The following is a 19,452-nucleotide window of genomic DNA, read 5'->3' as shown; positions in this document are numbered from 1 at the left end:
CCGATCGGTACCGCACGCGCGCGTGGCTGCGCGCCCGTTCGAACAGGACCGGCCGGGAAGGGCTCGGCTCAGCTCGCCGCGAGCCGGAACGCCATCCTGCCGAAGGCGACCTGGTCGCCCTCGCGGACGACGACCGCCGCGATCACCCGGCGGCCGTTGACGGTGGTGCCGTTGGTCGAGCCCAGGTCCCTCAGGACCCACAGGCCGCCCTGGTGGCGGAGTTCGGCGTGCACGCGCGAGACGGTCTCGTGGTTCAGCCGCAGCCCGTTCGCGGGATCGCGGCCGATGCGCAGCGGATGGGTGTGCGCCGGGTGCGGCAGCTGAAGCTTGGGCAGGCGCTCGGCCTGCCAGGCCCGCCGCAGTCGTACCGTGAACCCGGAGACGGCCTCCACAGTGCCGAGGACCGCGCGGGAGAAGCGGTTCTCCCTGGGCAGGTCGGCGACGAGGGCGGCGAGTTCGTCGGAGCGGCGCGCGACGAGCGCCAGTTCCATCCGGCGCACGAACGTGTCGTGCGAGAGCCGGCCCATGGCGACGCCGTCGCGCAGCACCCGCAGCGCCTGGTCGCGCTCCGCGTCGGACAGGCGCGCGGGATAGGTGGAGAACTCGAAGGACGACGTCACGCTGGTGATTGTCGGGCAGTGAACCCCGGGTGTCCAGGAATCAGGGAATCGGTGCCGATCCATGGGTACTTCCGCGACACCTCCCGGCAAAGGGCCGATTCGAGAGCGGATTGATCGTCCGGGGCGGCACGATGGAGACGCGGGACATCACGGTGAGCAGACGAAGGGGAACCGTCCGTGCAGTTCGAGGTGTGGGCACCGCAGGCAGACCGAGTGACGCTCCATTGCGAGGGCGGCACGCGCGCGTTGGCGCGCGATCCCGCGCGCGGGGGGTGGTGGACGGGCGAGGCGGAGGCCGGGGACGGCGCCCGGTACGGGTTCGCGCTGGACGACGGACCCGTGCTGCCCGACCCGCGCTCGCGCCGCCAGCCGGACGGCCCGGACGGGTTGAGCGCGGTCGTGGACCACGAGCGGTACGCGTGGCGGGCGTCGTGGGCGGGGCGCGGGCTGCCGGGCGCGGTGCTGTACGAGCTGCACGTGGGCACGTACACCCGGGAGGGCACCCTGGACGCCGCCGCCGCACGCCTGGACCACCTGGTGGAACTGGGCGTCACCCACGTGGAGTTGATGCCGCTGTGTCCTTTCCCGGGGCGGCACGGCTGGGGCTACGAGGGCGTGTCGCTGTGGGCGGTGCACGAGCCGTACGGCGGTCCCGAGGCACTGAAGCGCTTCGTGGACCGGGCGCACGAACTCGGTCTGGGCGTCGTCCTGGACGTCGTGCACAACCACTTGGGGCCCACCGGGAACCATCTGCCGCGGTTCGGGCCGTACTTCACGGACACGCACACCACGCCGTGGGGTTCGGCGGTGAACCTGGACGCGCCCGGCTCGGACGAGGTACGCGCCTTCCTCGTGGGCAGCGCGCTGGCGTGGCTGCGGGACTACCGGATCGACGGCCTGCGGCTGGACGCGGTGCACACGCTGTACGACACGCGCGCGTACCACTTCCTGGAGGAGCTGTCGGCGGCGGTCGACGGCCTCGCCGAGGAGGTGGGCAGACCACTGTTCCTGATCGCCGAGTCGGACATGAACAACCCGCGCTTCATCACCCCGCGCGCAGAGAACGGCCTCGGACTGCACGCGCAGTGGAACGACGACTTCCACCACGCCCTGCACACCACGCTGACCGGTGAGTCCCAGGGCTACTACGCCGACTTCGCGCGTGATCCCTTCGCCGCGCTCGCCAAGACGCTCACCGGCGGCTGGTTCCACGACGGCACGTACTCCAGTTTCCGGGGCCGATGTCACGGCCGGCCGCTGGACCGCGCGCGCGTGGCCGGGCACCGGCTGCTCGGCTACAGCCAGACCCACGACCAGGTCGGCAACCGCGCCCAGGGCGACCGGCTCTCCGCGCACCTCTCCCCCGGTCTGCTGGCCTGTGCGGCCGCGCTGACCCTGACCGCCCCGTTCACGCCGATGCTGTTCATGGGCGAGGAGTGGGCGGCGGGCACGCCCTGGCAGTTCTTCACCGACCACACCGACCCCGAGCTGGCCGAGGCGGTACGGCAGGGCAGGCGCCGGGAGTTCGCCGCGCACGGGTGGGCCGAGGAGGACGTGCCCGACCCGCAGGACCCGGCGACCCGCGAGCGGTCCTGCCTGGACTGGTCGGAGCCGGAACGCGAGCCCCACGCGCGCGTGCTGGCCTGGTACCGGCAGCTGATCGCGCTGCGCCACGCCCAGCCCGACCTCACCGACCCGGACCTCGCCGACACGAAGGTCGCGTACGACGAGGGCGCCCGCTGGCTGGCCTTCCGGCGCGGTGACGTACGGGTGGCGGTGAACCTGGGCAAGGAGCCGGCGGCGATCCCGCTGGGCACCGGCCGGGTGGAGGTCCTCGCGGCCTGGGACCCGGTGGGGACGCCGGGCTCGGACGGGCTGCTCCAGGTACCCGGCGAGTCGTGCGTGGTGCTGACACAGCCCTGAGCAGGGGCGCCGGCACAGCCCTGAGGGGCCCTGGCGGTCCCGTCAGGGCTCCGGCTCGTCCTCCTGGAGGTCGGTCACCCGCTCCAGCAGGATCGGCTCCCAGGCGCGCCGCAGCTGGGTCCGCAGCAGGGGCAGGGAACCGGTCGTACGGCCTTCCAGGCGGTCGGTGAGGCGGATGACGGTGTCGCAGCGGGCCAGCCACAGGCCGCGCAGACAGGGGCGGGCGCCGTAGCCGGCGAGGGTGGCGGCGCGCACGGCCGGCGGGGAGCCGACGGCGACGGCGAGCCCGGCGATGTCCTCGGCGGGGTCACCGACGGACGCCGCGGTCCAGTCCAGGATGCCGCGCACCCGTCCGTCGGCGCTGACCAGCACGTGCGCGCCGGTCAGCCCGTGGTGGGTGAGGACGGCGGAACCGGGCTGCGCGGCGAGCTGGGCCGCGCCGGGCGGGGTCAGCTGGTGCAGCCGTGCCGCGTCGAACTCGTCGGCGGCGGCGAGCCGTTCGGCCGCGTGCACGGCCATCCGGCGCAGCGCCTCCAGCGAGCGCGGGGCGGTGCGCGGCACGCCGAGCGCCTCGGCCTGCCGGGCCGGCACCGTGCGCAGCCCGCTGAGCAGCCCGGCGAGGTCGGCCTCGCCGACGGCGGAGACGTCGTGCTCGTCGGCCGTGCCGCCGGGCACCCGGGTGTCCAGGGTGTAGGCGAGGCCGGGCGCCCAGTCGCCGTGCGCGACGCTGGTCGGGACGGCGACGGGCACCTGCGGGCGGACCAGCTCGCGCAGGCGCAGTTCACGGCGGCGGCGGACGGAGGCCTCGCGGTCGGGCGCGAGGCGCAGCACATGGCGGCTGCCGACCCACCAGGTGTGCTCGCGGTCCTCCGTCACGGGCCGCACATCGGGTCCCCCCGTGCCGTCGCCGCCCTCCTTGAGCAGCGAGCGGACCAGTCTGCGGACGGTGTCCGCGGTGGGTGTCGGTGCCTGGGTCATGGGTCGCGCGTCGCCGTTCCGGGTGTCGTCGGGAGTGGGTCTCCTCGGGTCTCTCACTCCACTATGACCATCTCACGGGTGGTGTCGTTGAGGCGTCGGCCGCCGTCACCGGTGACCGTGACGATGTCCTCGATGCGCACCCCGAAGCGGCCGGGCAGGTAGATGCCGGGCTCCACGGAGAAGCACATGCCGGGCACGAGCGGCTGTTCCTCGCCCTCGATCATGTACGGCGGCTCGTGCGTGGTGACGCCGATGCCGTGGCCGGTGCGGTGGATGAAGTACTCGCCGTACCCGGCGTCCGTGATCACCGCGCGGGCGGCGCGGTCGACCTCCTGGCAGGCCACTCCCGGGCGTACGGCCTGGAAACCGGCCTCCTGGGCGGCGCGCACCACGTCGTGGACCCAGCGCTCCTCCTCGGTCGGCTCGCCGACGTGGACCGTGCGGGTGGTGTCGGAGCCGTAGCCGTCCTTCAGGCCGCCGAAGTCGAGGACGACCATGTCGCCGGACCGGATGACGCGGTCACCGACCTCGTGGTGGGGGTTGGCGCCGTTCGGTCCGGAGCCGACGATCGTGAAGTCGACCTGGGAGTGGCCGAAGCGGCGCAGCAGGCCGGCGAGGTCCTGGCCGACGTCGCACTCGCGGCGGCCGGCGAAGGGGACCTTCCGGATCTCCTCGAACGCCAGGTCGGCAGCCGCGCCCGCGGCTGCCAGGAGTTCCAGTTCGGCCGCGTCCTTCACCGCGCGCAGCATGGGCAGGGCGTCGGTGAGGGCGGCGTAGGAGGTGCCGGGCAGGGCCCGCTGGAGGCCCAGCAGGTGCATCGCCCAGGTGTTGTCGCTGATGCCGAACCGGCCGCGGTCGTCGAGGAGGCCGGCGGTGACCGCGTAGGGGTCCTTGCCGTCGGTCCAGTCGCGCAGCGTCAGCGCGGCGGCGCCGGCCGCCTGCTCGGCGTCCGGGGCCTCCAGGGTGGGCACGACGAGCACGGGGTCCCGGCCGGGCGCGAGGACCAGCAGGGTCAGCCGCTCCGTGACCGCTGTGGGCGTGTAGCCGGTGAGCCACACCATGTCCGGTCCCGGCGCCACGAGCAGCCCCGCGAGGCCGGCGTCGGCGGCGGAGCGCACGGCACGCTCCATGCGGGCCCTGTAGTCGGCGGCGGTGAAGGGCGCGGGCGTACTACCGGTCATCCGGGCCTCCGGGGCGGGTGGGGAAACGGGGGGGATGGCGTCTCGGGCAGCATCCTGCCCGCCCGCACGGACCCACGCGAGCCGGTCCCGCGGACCGACGTCCCGCGGTCCGTCCAGGGGGCACTCGGCATGGGTCCATGATGACGTGCGGGACGGACGGTGACCAAGGGGTTTCCTGGCGTGACCGCCGGGGCGGCGGCGGTGGCGGGCCCGGACCGGGTCAGATCACCACTGCGGGCGTCACCGACAACTGCTGGTAGCCGCCGTTCGTGTGGCGCACGGTGAGGAGCACCGCCGTGCCGGGGCGGGCCCGTCCGACGGCTCGGGCGAGGTCGGCGGCGGTGTCCACTCGGATCCCGCCCCACTGGAGGACGACGTCCCCGCGGACCAGGCCCGCCGCGTAGCCGGGGCCGGGCACGCGCACGCCCACCACGAGGGCGCCCGCCTTCTCCGCGTCGGCGGCCTCCACGCCCAGGACCGGGCCGGGCGGGGCGGGGACGGGCGCCGGCGGGGGCGTGGCCCTGGCCGAGGACGCCGGCGCGGGCGGCGGGGCCTGGCGTCGCGGCTCGGCGAGTCTGCTCATGCCGATCACCGTGGCGCCGACCGTGCCGATGCCGACGCCGGAGAGCACCAGCGCGGTGCCGGCGCACAGGCCGCACAGCAGGGTCCGCAGCCGCCGTCCGCGCCGGGGCACGGCGTGCGGGCGGTGGGCGGTGTCGGGGGTGTCGGGGGTGTCGTCCTGCCGCCGGTCCTGACCGGGCATCGGCTTGGGACGCAACGCAGTCTGTTCCATGGTTCGCTCGCCTCCGGGTGGTGCTCTACCCGGGGCGGTGGACCGCGACGAGACACGAAAGGGTGAGAATGCCCGGAGGGTGACGGAGGGTAGTCATAGCCGTCACGCCGTCGCGTTCAGCGCACCCTTCCGGCCCGCCCTCTCAGCCCGTGTGGCCCTCGCCGTGGCCGCCGTGCGCCCCGCCGTGGTCGAACTTCAGGGCCTCGGGCGGCATGACGACGAAGGGCCGCATCATGCCCATGTCCTCGTGCTCCAGCAGATGGCAGTGGTACATGAACCGGCCGTACGCGCCGTCGAAGCGGCCCATGACTCGCAGCATCTGGTCGCCCGGCACCCGGAAGACGTCCTTGTGGCCCCGCTCGTTGGGCGCGAGCGGTATCTCCCGGCCGGCGTCGTACCGGATCGGGGTGCGGGTGCCGCCCACCGCCGGGTCGAAGCCGGAGACGTCGTACGCGTCCCGGCCGAGCAGCTGGAAGTCGGCCAGGTGGATGTGCATGGGGTGCACGATGGGCGCGAGGTTGAGGAAGCTCCACTGCTCGTGACTGCCCTCGCCGATCGTGAAGCCGAGCCCGTCGTTGAACGTCCGCGCGGTGCGCCGGTACGTCTTCGTGGTGCCGTCGGGTCCGGTGACCTGGACGATGCCCTCGGCCGGGAACGTCAGGCCGCTCGGGTCCTCGACCTCGGTCATCTCCCAGATCTCCGGGTGGCCGCCGGCCCCCTTGGTGGCGGGCGGGGTGAGCAGGACGAGCCGGTGGCCGTGCGGGGTGTCGTGGGTGAGTCGGCGGAAGGAGCCGGAGAGCACCTCGGGCAGTTCGAAGGTGTCCTCCGCGCAGCCCTCCCGGACCCGGAACTCCAGCACGGCCGGACAGGGCACGTCTCCGGCCGGGTCGGGCACGCCCGCCGGCCGGCCGGGGCCCTTGTTCACCAGTCGCAGGGTCCGGCCCGCGAGTCCGCGGAAGTCCACCAGCAGGTCGAACCGCTCGGCGGGCGCGGCGGTCAGGGTCGGCAGCTCCGCGTCGAAGTCGACCGGCACCGGGCACGGCAGCAGTCCGCCGTCGCTGCCGATCTGGTGGACGATCCCCGCCACCGGCTGGTCGTCCTCGTCGATGAGGACGAGTTCGAAGATGCGCGCGTTGGAGGCGTTGACCAGCCGGAACCGGTGCCACGCCGGGTCCACGTCGGCGTACGGCCAGATGCGGCCGTTGACCGTGGTGTACGGGCCGGTGAAGGGTATGGAGACCGGCTTGCCCGTCTCCGGGTTGCGCTGCTGGACGATCACCGTCTTGTGCAGCAGCCGGCCGTTGAGGCGGCCGTCCTCGTCGGTGTCGAGGTTGCGGTCGGCGACGATGAGCGGGATCTCCCGCTCGCCGGACGGCAGGTGGAGGGCGTCCTCCTCGTCGTCCCGGACGAGGTAGGTGCCGTACAGGCCCGCCATCACGTTCCACCGGGTGATGCTCATGGCGTGGTCGTGGTACCACCACTGCACCGCCTGGTGGTCGTTCGGGTACTCCGACATCTGGGCGTCGCCGTGGCCGACGGCGTTGTCCGCCCAGCCGTCGTTGCCGCCGCCGGTCTGTGCGCCGTGCAGATGGGTCACCGACCAGGCGGGCAGGGCGGCGACGTCCTTGTTCGGCTCGACGCCCTCGCGGCCGGGCTCGGTGGTGGCCTGCGGGCGGCCGTCCGTGCGCAGCGGCACCTCCACCGAGGTGACCGGGTACTCGCTGTCCTTGGGGATGCGGTTGGTCCAGGCGATGCGGACGCGCTGTCCCCGGCGCACCTCGATGGTCGGGCCCGGCACGTGTCCGTCGTAGCCCCACATCAGGGTCGGCGGCAGTTGCGGGTGCAGGCGCACCCAGGTCGGGCGCAGGGCGATCTCGGTCTCGCGCAGGACGTCGTCCGCGGCGGGCCGCAGGACCGGCGGGACGGTCAACGGCGCCACGTACGGCGTCAGTTCGCGGGCCGCCGGTGCCTGCTCGCCCGTGGTCCGTCCGGTGAGCCTCTCGATGGTCTCGGTCAAGGTAGAACACCCCCGTGTGTTCTGGCTCTGTTGTTCCCCTTACTCCACAAGACTCCCGAGGACTCACCGAAGTTCCCTGAATGCCCGATTCCGTACGCGGAGATTCGGCGACCGTCAGCCGAGCGACAGGGCGGGCGCGCGGTCGGGCAGGAAGCCGTGGGCACGGCGGCCGAGCCATGCGGCCTTGTACCGGTCGACCTCCCGGTGCCAGTTGAGGATGCCGGCCAGCCAGTTCCGCAGGTCCTGCACATAGGCGTCCATGAGCGTGCGGGCCTCGGCCGACAGCTCGAAGTCGTCGTACAGCACCGGCAGTTCGTGGTCGATCACATGCTCGAACTGCTGCATGCGCTGGGTCATCAGGTCGTGGACGACGCCGAGCGCGGCCGGATAGTCCACACCGAAGAAGTTCTGCACGACCAGGACCGAGTTGTGGATCTCGCCCTCGTACTCGATCTCCTTCTGGTAGGAGAAGACGTCGTTGAGGAGACAGGCGTAGTCGATGGCGGCGTTCTCCAGGGAGCGCACCGGACCGCTGGCGTAGACCTCGGCGGGGATCGACGGGCCGTTGCCCATCCGGCACAGGCTCAGGGTGAGGTCCGATCCAAAGGTGGAGCGCCGCATCTCCAGGTAGTCGACCGGGTCGGGGACGCGGTTCTGCATCTGGTTGGAGAGCTCCCAGACCCAGCTCTCGGTCATCTTGTCCACGGCCGTCTTGAGGGTGCGCCGCTGGTCGGCGGTCATCTCGGCCGTGGTGCGCGTCCACAGGTCGATCAGCCCGCGTTCCATGGCGTCGGCGGGAACGACCGTCGGCGCGCCCTCCACCGCCATGCACCGCGACAGCCGGGCCGTGGTCAGCCGGGCGGCGGCGAGGTCCCGGCGGTGGCCGTAGACCAGGGGGTAGTAGTCGTCGCCGTAGGTGCCCCAGGCGAGCCACTGCGCGCTGAGGTCGAGGGCCTCCGGGGTGGCGTCCGGGTCCAGGCCGGCGGAGCACAGCGCGAGGTCGTAGGCGGCGAGCTTGTCCTCGTCCCAGACGCCCTCCTGGAGGACGCCCATCCGGTGGCACCAGTCGACGAGGTTGCCGCGGGCCCGGTCCAGGTGGGGGCTGAGCTGGAGCTCGAAGGGCATGTAGAGGTCGGGGATGCGGGACGGGCCGACCTTCTGGTACGGCACGTGGGAGTAGGCGCGCAGCCGGTCCTGCGCGGCGGAGGCGAGCAGCGCGCCGACGTCGGCGGCGGACGTCCCGGGGCCGCTGGGGAGCTGCCAGGGCGAGCTGGGGCGCGCGCCCTTGTTCATGTAGCGGCTGGAGCGCATGTGCCACTCGTGGCCGCCGGACTGCCAGTCCTGGAGCCCCTTGGTGTAGGCGGCGACCGCGGCGACCTCGGCGGGCGTGAGGCCCTTCTCCAGGGCGACGGCGGGGACTTCGGTGAACGCGGTGTGCTCGAACTGGTGCAGCCGGGAGGTGAGGACGTCGTTGACGGTGTCGGCGGCCTCCTGGGTGGTGCACCCGAAGAACCTCTCCAGGACCAGCACGCCGTTGCTGTTCTCGCCCTCGTCCTCGACCTCGCGCTGGTAGGAGAACAGGTCGTTGCGCAGGTGGACGGCGTCGGAGAAGGTCTCCATGAGGACGCGCAGCGGCCGGGTGCCGGCGACGGCGGCGGGCACCTCCGCGGTCGCGTACTCCACGATCCCCGCCGACCAGGGGGCGCCGCCGACCTTGCGGCGCATCTCGATGTACTCGACGGGGTTGGCGACGCGCCCCTCGTTGATGTTGGACAGCTCCCACATCGACTCGTTGAGCAGGTGCTCGGTGGCGACGGAGAAGCGGCGGCGCCAGTCCACGGACATCGACGGCACCGTCCGCGCCCACAGGTCCTTCAGCCCGGCCTCCACCGGGTTCTCCGGCTCCGGCACGGTGGTGGCGAGGTCGAGCGGCATGAACAGCGGCAGGCGGTCCAGGTGCGCCTTCCCGGCGGCCCGGTCCGGGGTGCGCTTGTACATGTCCAGGAAGTGGTCGTCGAAGAAGAACACCCACACGTACCAGTCGGTGATCAAGGAGAGAGCGGGTCCGTCGCAGTCGGGATGGGTGTAGGCGCACAGCAGGCCGTAGTCGTGCGCCTCCAGGTCGGCCTGCTCCCAGATCCCGGAGCCCTCCAGCATGCCCATGTCGCGTGCCCACCGGGTCGAGTGGGCCCGGGCCTCGTCCAGGTGCGGGTTGAGCCGCGCGGGATACGGCATGTAGAAGCGCGGGAGTTCGAACGGCTGCGTCATGGCCGGGCCCTACCCGCGGCCCCGGACGCCCATCCAGCCGGCGCCACATGATCACACCATCGCGTGAACCGCTCGCGAAACCGGGAACTCCGGTGGGCGGTTGTGGCGTTGGGTGCCTTGCCGTGTCCGCGCGCGGGGGCCACGGTAGGCGCATGACCTCCTTCGTGCTGCCCCATGAGGTGCACGGCGACGGCGCCCACAGGGTGTTCGCCGTGCACGGATGGTTCGCCGACCGGTCCGCCTACGCGGCCGTCCTGCCGGACCTGGACCGCGCGTCCTTCAGCTACGCGCTGGTGGACCTGCGGGGATACGGCGAGGCCCGGGACGCCACGGGCTCGTACACGACGGCCGAGGCGGCCGTGGACCTGGTGGAGCTGGCGGACCGGCTCGGCTGGGACCGGTTCTCGGTGGTCGGGCACTCGATGGGGGGCGCGGTGGCCCAGCGGCTGCTCGCCGTCGCCCCGCAGCGCCTGCGCCGGATCGCCGGCGTCTCCCCCGTGCCCGCCTCCGGAATGCCGCTGGCCGGCGAGCAGGCGGCGCTGTTCACGGACGCGGCGCACCGGGCGGAGAACCGGCGCGCGATCATCGACGTCACCACCGGGGGCCGCCGGCCCGCCGCCTGGCTGGACCGGATGGTCGCCCGCTCGCTGGAGCGCAGCGACCCGAAGGCGTTCCGGGCCTGGCTGGAGTCGTGGGCGGGCGAGGACTTCACCGCCGACGTCGTGGGCAGCGAGGTACCGGCGCTGGCCGTGGCCGGCGCGCTGGATCCGGCGCTGTCCCCGGAGGTCATGCGGCAGACCTGGCTGACCTGGTACCCCCGCGCGGAGCTGACCGTGCTGCCGGGCGCCGGTCACTACGCGATGGACGAGGCCCCGCTGGACCTGGTCCGTGCCGTCGAGGACTTCCTGCGGGCCGACGACGCGGGTGACCCCCGGGCGGGCGGGGCGGCGTGAGCGTGCGGGAGGCGCCACCGGTCCCGGACGTCTTCGATCCGCGCCGGTACGCCGCCGGGGTGCCCCACGACGACTACCGCGTGCTGCGCGACCACCATCCGGTGGCCTGGCAGGAGGAACCGGAGGTGCTGGGCTGGCCGGCCGGGCCCGGGTTCTGGGCGGTGACCCGGCACGCGGATGCCGTGCGCGTGCTGAAGGACGCGGGGACGTACTCGTCGTACGTCGGCGCGACCCAGATCCGTGACCCGGACCCCGAGGACCTGCCGTTCATCCGGCGGATGATGCTCAACCAGGACCCGCCGGGGCACGGGCGGCTGCGGCGGCTGGTGAGCCGCGCCTTCACGCCGGGGCGCGTGGACCGGTTCGCGGCGGTCGCCCGGGAGCGGGCGCGCACGCTGCTCGCGGGCGCCCTGGAGTCGGCGCGGGCGGGGGACGGCACGGTGGACCTGGTGTCCGCCGTCACCGACGAGTACGCCCTGCTGAATCTGGCGGACCTGCTGGGCGTCCCGGAGAGCGACCGGCGGCTGCTGCTGCGCTGGACGCAGCGGGTCATCGGCTACCAGGATCCGGACGAGGCCGGTCCGCCGGTGCTGGACGGGGCGGGCAGACCGGTGAATCCGCGGTCACCGGCGATGCTGGCGGACATGTTCGCCTATGCCGGACAGTTGGCCGCGTACAAGAGGCGGTATCCCGCGGACGACATCATGTCGACACTCGCCCACGACGCCGAACTCGCCGAAGCCGAGCTGGAGATGTTCTTCTTCCTGCTCACCGTGGCGGGCAACGACACCGTGCGCGGCGCGGCCCCGGGCGGGCTGCTGGCGCTGGCGGAGCACCCGGAGGCGTACGAGTCGCTGCGCGCCGGGAAGGCGGCCGTGCCGTCCGCCGTCGACGAGCTGCTGCGCTGGCATCCGCCTGTGCTGACCTTCCGCCGGACGGCCGTGCGGGACACCGAGCTGGCGGGCCGCGCGATCCGGGCGGGCGACAAGGTCGTGGTGTTCCACGCCTCGGCCAACCGCGACGAGCGCGTCTTCGCCACTCCCGACCGGCTCGATCTCACCCGCTCCCCCAATCCGCACGTCTCCTTCGGGGACGGCCCGCACGTGTGCCTCGGCGCCCACTTCGCCCGGCTGCAACTGCGGCTGCTCCACGAGGAGGTACTGCGCGTCCTGCCCGGACCGCCGCGTCTCGCCGGGCCGCCCGGGCGGCTGGTGTCGAACTTCATCAACGGCATCAAGTCACTGCCGCTGCACATCACCTGACCCGTTGCCCTTCGGGTCGGCCTGGATCAGCGCGTGCGTGCCGCTGGTCCGCCAGCTCTGCCCCTCGGCCGCCACCAGTTCTGCCTCGGTCGTCGCGGACAGGCCGGTGATCACATCGGACTTGAGGGTGCGCAGGGCGGCGACCGGACCGGGGAAGTACGCGGTCGTCTCCCGGAAGGGCGTGGTGGGCGGCCAGAGCCGGTCGCCCACCAGGCGGCGGTAGTTGAGGTCGCCCTTGAGGATGGTCAGCGTGGCCGCGGCGAACTCGGCGCGCAGGTCGTCCGGCATCGCCGCGTACGGCAGCGGGGCGCAGGAGAAGGGGTGGGCGCGGACGGTGAGCCGGCCGTCGGCCATGGCCGACCAGAGCAGGCGCCCGTACTCGGCGGCCGTCCCGTGGGCCGCGCGCAGCCGGTGCAGCGCGTCGACCACGTCGGCGGTGGTGGCGTCGGAGACGTAGTACGGGTACGGCTTGACGTGCAGCACCGCTCGGGCGGTCCGGCCCTCGGCGAGGAGATGGGCGATCAGCAGGAGGTCGGGGACGAGTTCGCGGCCCGCGTTGTCCGCGACGAGCACGAGCGTGCCGGTCCCGGCGGGCGGCAGCAGCGACCAGAGGGTCTCGCTGTCGTCGGCGACCAGCGCGGGGGCGGGTTCGCCGGCCGGGGCGCCCGCGGCGGAGAGCCGGAAGCCGAGGTCGGCGCGGTTGCCCCACAGCGAGCCGTGCAGCAGGGCGCGCGCCCGCTCGTCCTCCGGCAGGTCCCGCAGGCCGTCCAGGGCGGCCAGTTCCTCGTCGGTCTCCGGGGCGTCGAGTTCGGCGCGTTTGAACGGGCGGAAGGGGTCGATGCCCTGCCAGGCGCCCGGCCCGAACCAGCCGGTGGCGTTCAGCAGCCGGCGGTAGAAGTAGCTCTCGGCCCACAGCCAGGGCACGTCGTACCAGGACCGGCCGGTGTACTCGGCGAGGCCCCAGTCGCGCCACCGGTCCCGGTCCGGGGCGTCGGCGGGCAGCGGTTCGACGGACCCCTCGGTACAGCTCTTCAGCAGCTCGTCCAGCGCTGTGTGCTGCCCGGGGCCGTACGGGAAGGCGTCCCGTACCTGCCGGATGATGGCGGGGTGCCGTTCGGCCAGCACGCTGTGCGGGAACGAACCTGGTTCGTTGCCGAGGATCACGGATGCGAAGGGGATGTCGGGCATGTCCGTCACCGTATCGCGGGCGTCAGGCGGTGCGGATCTCCCGCTCCAGCTGCGTGGCGAGGGTGACATAGCGGGGGCGGCGGTGCACCGGGACGAGTCCGCGGACCATGAGGTGCCACATCTCGGCGACTCTGCGCGGCAGCCGTCCGACCGGTTCGAGCGAGCGGCCGGCGACCCGGGTACCGATGAAGAAGCAGACGAGGGAGTGGGCGACGGCGCCGACGTCGAGATCGCCGTGTACGTCGGCTTCCCGGGCGGCTCCGGTGAACTTGCGGGTGGCGAAGTCGAGCCACTCGGTGAACGGGTGCCGCAGCGGCGGCCGTACGGCGATGTCCGCGGCGGCCAGACGGAGTCCGGCGCGCGGTACCGGGTCCTCCACGGCGAGCCGGGCGATCCCGAACGTGGTGCGCATCAGGGCCTCCAGCGAGGAGCCGCCACGGCTCTCGACGTCGGCCACGAGCTGCCGCGCGGCCTTGTCCTGGAGTTCCAGGATGGCGTGGGCGAGATCCTCCTTGGCGGCGAAGTGGAAGTACAGGGCGCCCTTGGTGACCTTCGCGTGTGCGACGATGTCGCTCAGGCTGGTGGACTCGTATCCGTGCCGGTCGATCAGATCGGCGGCGGCCGTGATGATCGTCGCCCGGGTCTGTTCGGCACGTAACTGCCTTGGCATCCTGGACTCCCTCCTCGCACCCAAAAAGAACAGGACATGCGGTTTGTTTCTGACTCGTTGCATACGATAACTCACCGAGAGGCAACGGGAGTCCGGCGGACCACGCGCGCGGTACGACACGTGTCATCGCCCCGCTCGACGCCGGCCGGGTGCTCCGCACCTCTTCAACGGGCGAGACCTCATGGTTTCCCCTTCGTCGCCGGCCGGTGTCCGGGAGCCCCGGGGCGGCGGGCGCCGTCCCATGATCGCCACGATACGAGGCGGACGGCCGACTCCTCAATGGGGTGTGGAAGCAGGCGCAAAACAGCCGAACCGGTCGGTGCTTTCACGCCCCCCGCGCGCGGGTGCGCCGGACCGGCTGAACACGGCGGCCGGCGGGGCCGTACTGGACGCGCAAGCCCCGTTCCCCGCGCCCGTCGAGGAGACGCCCGGATGACCTGGATGACTCGGATGACCCGCACGGCCGCCCGCCTGGGCGTCAGGACGGCCGCCGCGACGGCACCGCTCCTGCTCCTGCCGTGGGCGGCGGGGCCCGCCCAGGCGCACGGAGCCCCCACGGACCCGGTCAGCCGGGTCTACGCCTGCTCACCCGAGGGAGGCGCCGCCCGGACGCCGGCCTGCCGCGCGGCGATCGCGGCGAACGGCGGTCCGTTCACCGCCTGGGACAACCTGCGTGTGGCGGGGGTGGCGGGCCGCGACCGGCAGGTGGTCCCGGACGGCAGACTGTGCAGCGGGAACCTGCCGGCGTACCGGGGCCTGGACCTGGCCCGGCGGGACTGGCCGGCGACGCGGCTGACACCGGGCGGCCACCTGACACTGACCTACGCGTCGACCATCGCGCACACGGGCACGTTCAAGCTGTACCTGACCAAGCCGGGTTACGATCCCTCACGGCCGCTGACGTGGTCCGACCTGCCCGCGCGACCCTTCGCCGAGGTCACGGACCCGCCCCTGCGGAACGGGGCGTACCGCCTGAACGCGACGCTCCCGACGGACCGGACGGGCCGTCAGGTGCTCTACACCATCTGGCAGAACAGCAGCACGCCGGACACGTACTACGCGTGCTCCGACGTGGTCTTCCCGGAGCGCGCGACATCCGCCGGGGCGGCGAGGTCCGCTCGGCCCGCACCGACGGCGAGTTCACCGGATGCGCAGGCCGCATCGGGGCCGTCGGCCGCACCGGCCCCGGCAGAGCCGGGTTCCCCGGCGGCGGGTTCGACCGACCGATCGACGAGCGACGGCGGTGACCGGGCCGAGGCTGCCGTGCGCGACGGAACGCCGGTCGCGCAGAGCACGCACGGCGGGTCGGGCCCCTCGGCTCCGCTGCTGGCGGGCGGCGCCGCCGCGGTGCTGCTGCTCACCGGGGGCGCCGCCCTCACTCTGCGGCTGCGGCGTCTACGACGACGCTGAAGCGCGCGATCCGGTCGGTCAGTTGACGTAGACCCGGGCTCCCGCGTCGGTGACGGGGGCGTACTTCGCCGTGAAGTAGCCGTTGGCGAAGCACAGCGACGAGCCGGAGGTCCTGGTGAACTGCTGGTTGGTGAAGGTGATGCTGCTGTCGGCGTTGTCGGCCTTACCGGTCAGTCCGGGCGCCTGGTACACACAGCTCACGGTGCCCAGCAGGGTGCGCAGCTGGACGGTGGCCTGGATGACGGAGCCGCTCGGGGGCGAGACGGTGAGGGTGCCGGCCGAGGTGATCGTCGCCGAGTAGGGCAGGTTGTTGATGGTGATGCCGTTGACGCCGAGGACACCGGTGACGTTGCTGGTGCAGGTGGTGTTGTCGAAGGTGTGCCCGGTGACGGACTCGGTGGCCGTGCCGGGTGCGGTCGGGTTGCCGGTGACCTTGGCGGTGAACTGCGAGCCGGTGCACTTGATCCCGCTGGTGCCGGTCGCGCTGGAATAGAAGGTGGCGGAGGTGCCGGAGGCCAGCGGCGCGGTGAGGGTGTCACCGACGGCGACCGCGGTGCCGCCGGTGCTGCCGGTGGTGAGGACCGTGCCGGCCGCCGAGGCCGGGGTGGCCCACGTGAGGGCGAGCGCCGTGGCGGTGCCGGCAAGAGCGAGGAGGGAACGCGTACGCATGGGGGTGCCTCTCTTCCGAAGTGGGGGACAGATGAGGTGAGGTGGGGGGTGCGATCGGTGTGCGATCGGTGCGGATGCCGCCGGCGCGGGGCCGTCACGCCTTCTCCGTACGCGGCGGACCCGCGACGGCGGCACACCGGACACCGGCCGAAGGCCTCGGGGGAAGACCTCCGGCCGGGCCGGGTACAGGGGCGGCCTGACACGGGAAGAACGAGGGAAGTGACCGTGCCGGAGCCGCGCTGAGAGGTGGAGCGGTTGCCGTGACAGGGCCGGGAACGCGGCCGGTGCCGCATGAGGGACGCGGCGGATGCCACGTCCGACGCGAACGGGTGCCGCTTGCTGGATCCGGCGCCACGGATCCGTGGAAACAGGGGAAGTTGTAGACCTGATCACCCGTCAGGGTCAAGTGGTCGAGGGGTAGTTGGCCCTGCCCAGTTGCGGTCCGTGCACATCCGACACCCTTTTTTCACATCTCCCTTGACCCTTGAATGTAACCGGCGGTAACTTCCTCGAAGGCTACTGCCGCGTAACGAGAAATCCCTTGCGCCCGCCGAGAGTTGCGAGGAGGCGTGCGCGGCATCCGCTGTCCGCGCCAGGACACCGCGCCACTGAAGCCCAACCCGCATTGATCCGCGCCCCATTGATCCGCGCCCACGGGAGCAGACATGGCCTCGTCCCCGGACGTCCCGTCCGCCGGCAACACCCCCGACATCCCGGGGAGCGACACCCCGGGAAGCGACACCCCGCCCGAAGCCCAGAACACCGCCGGGACCACCGTCGGCGCAAGGCGCGGCCGGGTCCGCGCCCGCCGCGCCGCCGTGATGGCGGTGCCTGCCACCCTGGTCGCCGCCGGCCTCGCGGTCCTCACCGCGCAGGGAGCGCTGGGTGTGCAGTTCTCCATCTCCGGCATGCCGTTCACGGTCACCGCCACGGAACTCAACGGCACCGGATTCGAGCAGTTCGGCGGGCTCGACAACATGGCGGAGGGCAGCCCCAACGCCGGGGACACCGGCGGTCAGGTGCTCGTCATCACCTCCGCGATCAAGCACGCCACGCTCACCAAGCTGTGCCAGAGCGTCGACCTGGGCGGCACCAACCTGCTGATCACCGCGGGCGGCGGGTCCGAGAAGGTCAGCGCGACCGACCTGACCACCGACTCCACCGAGCTGTCGGGTGACGCGGCGTTCAACAACATCGAGATCGGCAACGACGCCAGCACGCTGACCAAGGCGGGCGTGAAGGGTCCGATCGGCGTCTTCAGCCAGCAGGCCGACACCGTGCGGATCGCCCATCTGCGGCAGACCAACTACGCGACGACCGCTGGCGTGTTCAAGCTGCCGGGTCTCAAACTGCGCTTCAGCGACTCGGGTTGCTGATCGCCGTGCCGGACCGTCCACGCCCGGGACCGAGGCTCGCCTTCCGCGGATGGCGGGCCCGCCGGCCGTTCTGGGGCGGGCTGCTGCTCGCCCTCGGCGGCGGCGAGATCCTGCTCACCGAGAAGGCCTCGTTGAAGGTCGTGCTGCACATCGGCATGCAGGGCCTGGCCGGCTATCTGCTGCCGACCCTCATGGTGCTGCTGGGCCTGCTGATCCTCTTCAACCCCTCCCAGCGGCTCTTCTACTCCATCACCGGCATCCTGCTCTCCCTGGGCAGCTGGCTCACCTCCAACCTGGGCGGTTTCTTCATCGGCCTGCTCCTCGGCGCCATCGGCAGCTGCCTCACCTTCGGCTGGCTCCCGGACCAGGAACCACGCGTCAGCCGCCGCAAACGACGCGAGCGGGAGCACGCCGAGGCTCACGCATTGACGTCGGAGGAGGCGGGCGCGGCCTGAGCCGGGGCCTGGGCGATGAGGCGGGCGCGGTGCGGGCTCGGTATGTGCCGGGGCGTCCTTGGCGTGGGGGTGTCCCTTGACGCGGGGATGACCTTGGCGCGGGGCCTTCCTTGACGCCGGGGCCGTTCTTGGCGCCGGGGCCGTTCTTGGCGTGGGGCCATTCTTGGCGTGGGGCCATTCTTGACGCCGGGGTGACCGTGCCGGGTGTCGGTGGCGGAGCAGGTCGGCGCGGCCGGGCCTCGGTGGTGGAGTAACCTTGGCGCGTCGGGCCTCGATGGCGCTCTGGCCTTGGCGCTCCGGGCCTCGATGGCGCCGTGGCCTTGGCGTTCCGGGCCTCGATGACGTAGTGGCCGTGCCGCGCCGGGACCTCGATGGCGGGGGCGAACCCAGCCAGGGCACAGCGCCCGTGGTGCGCCCGGCCCCTCGGCAGGGGCTAACCGGGCCGCGGTCGTGCGCCCTGCATCGGGCGGCCGAGACCGCCGTTGCCCCGGCGGCGAGGGGCCGGACCCCTGCTTGGTCCGGTGGAGCGGAGGAGGCCGGACCGGGCCGGATCACAAGCCCGGGGTCCCCCGAACAGGTGACTTGGGAACTTCTTTGCGCTGGCCGGGAGTTCATCGGGCAGTCGGGCGGCCGTGGAGTGCCGTCCGGGTGACGTGATGAACGAAGGAGTTACGGCATGGTGTTCAAGAGGCTGCTGGGCGCGATCGGGGTCGGCGGCCCCTCCGTGGACACGGTGCTCGACGGCGGCGCGGCGCTGCCCGGCGGCACCCTGGCGGGCCGGGTGCTGCTGCGGGGCGGTGCGACGGCCGTGGAGGTCGAACACATCGGCCTGGAGCTGATCGCCCGTGTGGAGGCGGAGCACGCGGACGGAGAGAGCGAGGGCACGGTCGCCTTCGAGCGGTTCACCGTCGGCGGCGGTTTCCGGCTCGGTGAACAGGAGGAACGCGAGCTGGCGTTCAGTGTCCCGCTCCCCTGGGAGACCCCGGTGACCGAACTGCACGGGCAGCCGCTCGGCATCGTGCTGGGCGTGCGCACCGAGGTCGCGGTGGCCGGCGCCCGGGACAAGGGCGACATGGACCCGCTCGCCGTCCGCCCCCTGCCCGTACAGGAGGCCGTGCTGGAGGCCCTCGGCGCACTGGGCTTCGGCTTCCGCTCGGCCGACCTGGAGTACGGCCGCATCGGCGGTACGGGCCAGCAGTTGCCGTTCTACCAGGAGATCGAGCTGACCCCGGCCCCCCAGTACGCGCACGCCGTGAACGAGATCGAGCTGACCTTCCTCGCCTCCCCCATGGGCGTCGAGGTGGTCCTGGAGGCGGACAAGCGCGGCGGACTGTGGTCGTCGGGGCATGACGCCCTGACCCGCTTCACCGTGCGCCACGAGGACGCGCCGGCCCTCGACTGGCAGAGAGAGGTGGACGGCTGGATCCGCCAGGTGACCGAGCACCGCGACGCCTACGACAGCCATGCGGCGTACGGCCACGGCGGCGCGCACCAGCCCGGTCTCCACTCCCCTGACACCCACCGCTCCGGCCCGGGCCTGGGCACGGCCGTTGCCGCCGGCGCGGCGGGCCTCGCCGTAGGGGTCGTAGGCGGCATGGTGGCCGCGGAAGTCGTGGACGAGATCGGGGACTTCTTCGAGGGAGAGGAGGACGAAGGCGACGAAGGCTAGGAGAGGAGCAGGAGGAGGGG

General features: G+C 72.8%; 16 protein-coding genes. 7 read left to right on the top strand and 9 right to left on the bottom strand.

Going from position 1 to position 19,452, the window contains the following annotated elements; all coding sequences use genetic code 11:
• Nucleotides 1–68 precede the first annotated feature (68 nt).
• Nucleotides 69–620, bottom strand: coding sequence for an FHA domain-containing protein (locus IE294_RS01545; protein WP_189881438.1), 552 nt, complete (start codon nucleotides 618–620; stop codon nucleotides 69–71).
• A 177-nt stretch (nucleotides 621–797) separates the two neighbouring features.
• Here IE294_RS01545 and treZ point away from each other — a divergent pair, with 177 nt between their 5' ends.
• Nucleotides 798–2,543: a malto-oligosyltrehalose trehalohydrolase gene (gene treZ / locus IE294_RS01540; RefSeq protein WP_189881436.1), complete on the top strand. Its 1,746-nt coding sequence runs from the start codon at nucleotides 798–800 to the stop codon at nucleotides 2,541–2,543.
• Nucleotides 2,544–2,585: 42 nt separating this feature from the next.
• Here treZ and IE294_RS01535 read toward each other — a convergent pair whose 3' ends face one another.
• The 5 genes from IE294_RS01535 to cyc2 form a co-directional block, all read right to left on the bottom strand.
• Nucleotides 2,586–3,521, bottom strand: coding sequence for a phosphotransferase (locus tag IE294_RS01535; RefSeq protein ID WP_189881433.1), 936 nt, complete (start codon nucleotides 3,519–3,521; stop codon nucleotides 2,586–2,588).
• Between the two features lie 53 nt (nucleotides 3,522–3,574).
• Nucleotides 3,575–4,702 (bottom strand): aminopeptidase P family protein, encoded by a 1,128-nt coding sequence (locus tag IE294_RS01530; RefSeq protein ID WP_189881431.1) that lies wholly within the window; start codon nucleotides 4,700–4,702, stop codon nucleotides 3,575–3,577.
• 220 nt (nucleotides 4,703–4,922) lie between these two features.
• The gene (locus IE294_RS01525; RefSeq protein WP_189881429.1) at nucleotides 4,923–5,495 is read right to left on the bottom strand and encodes a PDZ domain-containing protein; all 573 of its coding nucleotides are present in this window, start codon (nucleotides 5,493–5,495) and stop codon (nucleotides 4,923–4,925) included.
• Nucleotides 5,496–5,637: 142 nt separating this feature from the next.
• Nucleotides 5,638–7,512, bottom strand: a complete 1,875-nt coding sequence (gene phsA / locus IE294_RS01520) for an O-aminophenol oxidase PhsA (RefSeq protein ID WP_189881427.1) — start codon at nucleotides 7,510–7,512, stop codon at nucleotides 5,638–5,640.
• A 114-nt stretch (nucleotides 7,513–7,626) separates the two neighbouring features.
• Complete coding sequence (gene cyc2 / locus IE294_RS01515; protein ID WP_189881419.1) at nucleotides 7,627–9,780, bottom strand: germacradienol/geosmin synthase Cyc2; 2,154 nt, start codon at nucleotides 9,778–9,780, stop codon at nucleotides 7,627–7,629.
• Between the two features lie 152 nt (nucleotides 9,781–9,932).
• On the opposite strand from cyc2, the gene IE294_RS01510 reads away from it, so the two are divergent.
• The gene (locus tag IE294_RS01510) at nucleotides 9,933–10,733 is read left to right on the top strand and encodes an alpha/beta fold hydrolase (RefSeq protein ID WP_189881417.1); all 801 of its coding nucleotides are present in this window, start codon (nucleotides 9,933–9,935) and stop codon (nucleotides 10,731–10,733) included.
• The gene (locus tag IE294_RS01505) at nucleotides 10,730–11,995 is read left to right on the top strand and encodes a cytochrome P450 (protein ID WP_189881415.1); all 1,266 of its coding nucleotides are present in this window, start codon (nucleotides 10,730–10,732) and stop codon (nucleotides 11,993–11,995) included. The genes IE294_RS01510 and IE294_RS01505 overlap by 4 nt, the downstream gene beginning before the upstream one ends.
• Here IE294_RS01505 and IE294_RS01500 read toward each other — a convergent pair.
• Complete coding sequence (locus IE294_RS01500; RefSeq protein WP_189881413.1) at nucleotides 11,972–13,183, bottom strand: damage-control phosphatase ARMT1 family protein; 1,212 nt, start codon at nucleotides 13,181–13,183, stop codon at nucleotides 11,972–11,974. The two genes, IE294_RS01505 and IE294_RS01500, sit on opposite strands and share 24 nt — an antisense overlap.
• A 22-nt stretch (nucleotides 13,184–13,205) precedes the next feature.
• Nucleotides 13,206–13,853, bottom strand: a complete 648-nt coding sequence (locus tag IE294_RS01495; protein ID WP_189881411.1) for a ScbR family autoregulator-binding transcription factor — start codon at nucleotides 13,851–13,853, stop codon at nucleotides 13,206–13,208.
• Between the two features lie 432 nt (nucleotides 13,854–14,285).
• Between IE294_RS01495 and IE294_RS01490 the strand changes: the two genes are divergently transcribed.
• Nucleotides 14,286–15,263, top strand: coding sequence for a lytic polysaccharide monooxygenase auxiliary activity family 9 protein (locus tag IE294_RS01490; RefSeq protein ID WP_189881409.1), 978 nt, complete (start codon nucleotides 14,286–14,288; stop codon nucleotides 15,261–15,263).
• 18 nt (nucleotides 15,264–15,281) lie between these two features.
• On the opposite strand, the gene IE294_RS01485 is transcribed toward IE294_RS01490, so the two are convergent.
• Complete coding sequence (locus tag IE294_RS01485; protein ID WP_189881407.1) at nucleotides 15,282–15,932, bottom strand: Tat pathway signal sequence domain protein; 651 nt, start codon at nucleotides 15,930–15,932, stop codon at nucleotides 15,282–15,284.
• Between the two features lie 665 nt (nucleotides 15,933–16,597).
• Between IE294_RS01485 and IE294_RS01480 the strand changes: the two genes are divergently transcribed.
• The 3 genes from IE294_RS01480 to IE294_RS01470 all read left to right on the top strand — a co-directional run bounded on the left by IE294_RS01480 (nucleotide 16,598) and on the right by IE294_RS01470 (nucleotide 19,432).
• A complete protein-coding gene (locus IE294_RS01480; protein WP_189881405.1) occupies nucleotides 16,598–17,308 on the top strand; it encodes a DUF6230 family protein in 711 nt (236 codons plus the stop codon).
• A gap of 5 nt (nucleotides 17,309–17,313) precedes the next feature.
• On the top strand, nucleotides 17,314–17,763 hold the full coding sequence (locus tag IE294_RS01475) for a DUF6114 domain-containing protein (RefSeq protein WP_229916977.1): 450 nt from the start codon (nucleotides 17,314–17,316) through the stop codon (nucleotides 17,761–17,763).
• A 676-nt stretch (nucleotides 17,764–18,439) separates the two neighbouring features.
• The gene (locus tag IE294_RS01470; protein ID WP_189881401.1) at nucleotides 18,440–19,432 is read left to right on the top strand and encodes a sporulation protein; all 993 of its coding nucleotides are present in this window, start codon (nucleotides 18,440–18,442) and stop codon (nucleotides 19,430–19,432) included.
• Nucleotides 19,433–19,452: the final 20 nt, after the last annotated feature.

This window comes from Streptomyces canarius, assembly GCF_014650735.1.
GTDB classification, from domain to species: domain Bacteria; phylum Actinomycetota; class Actinomycetes; order Streptomycetales; family Streptomycetaceae; genus Streptomyces; species Streptomyces olivaceoviridis.
Note: the sequence above shows the minus strand (reverse complement) of the source record. Positions and strands in the feature narration are given on the sequence as shown.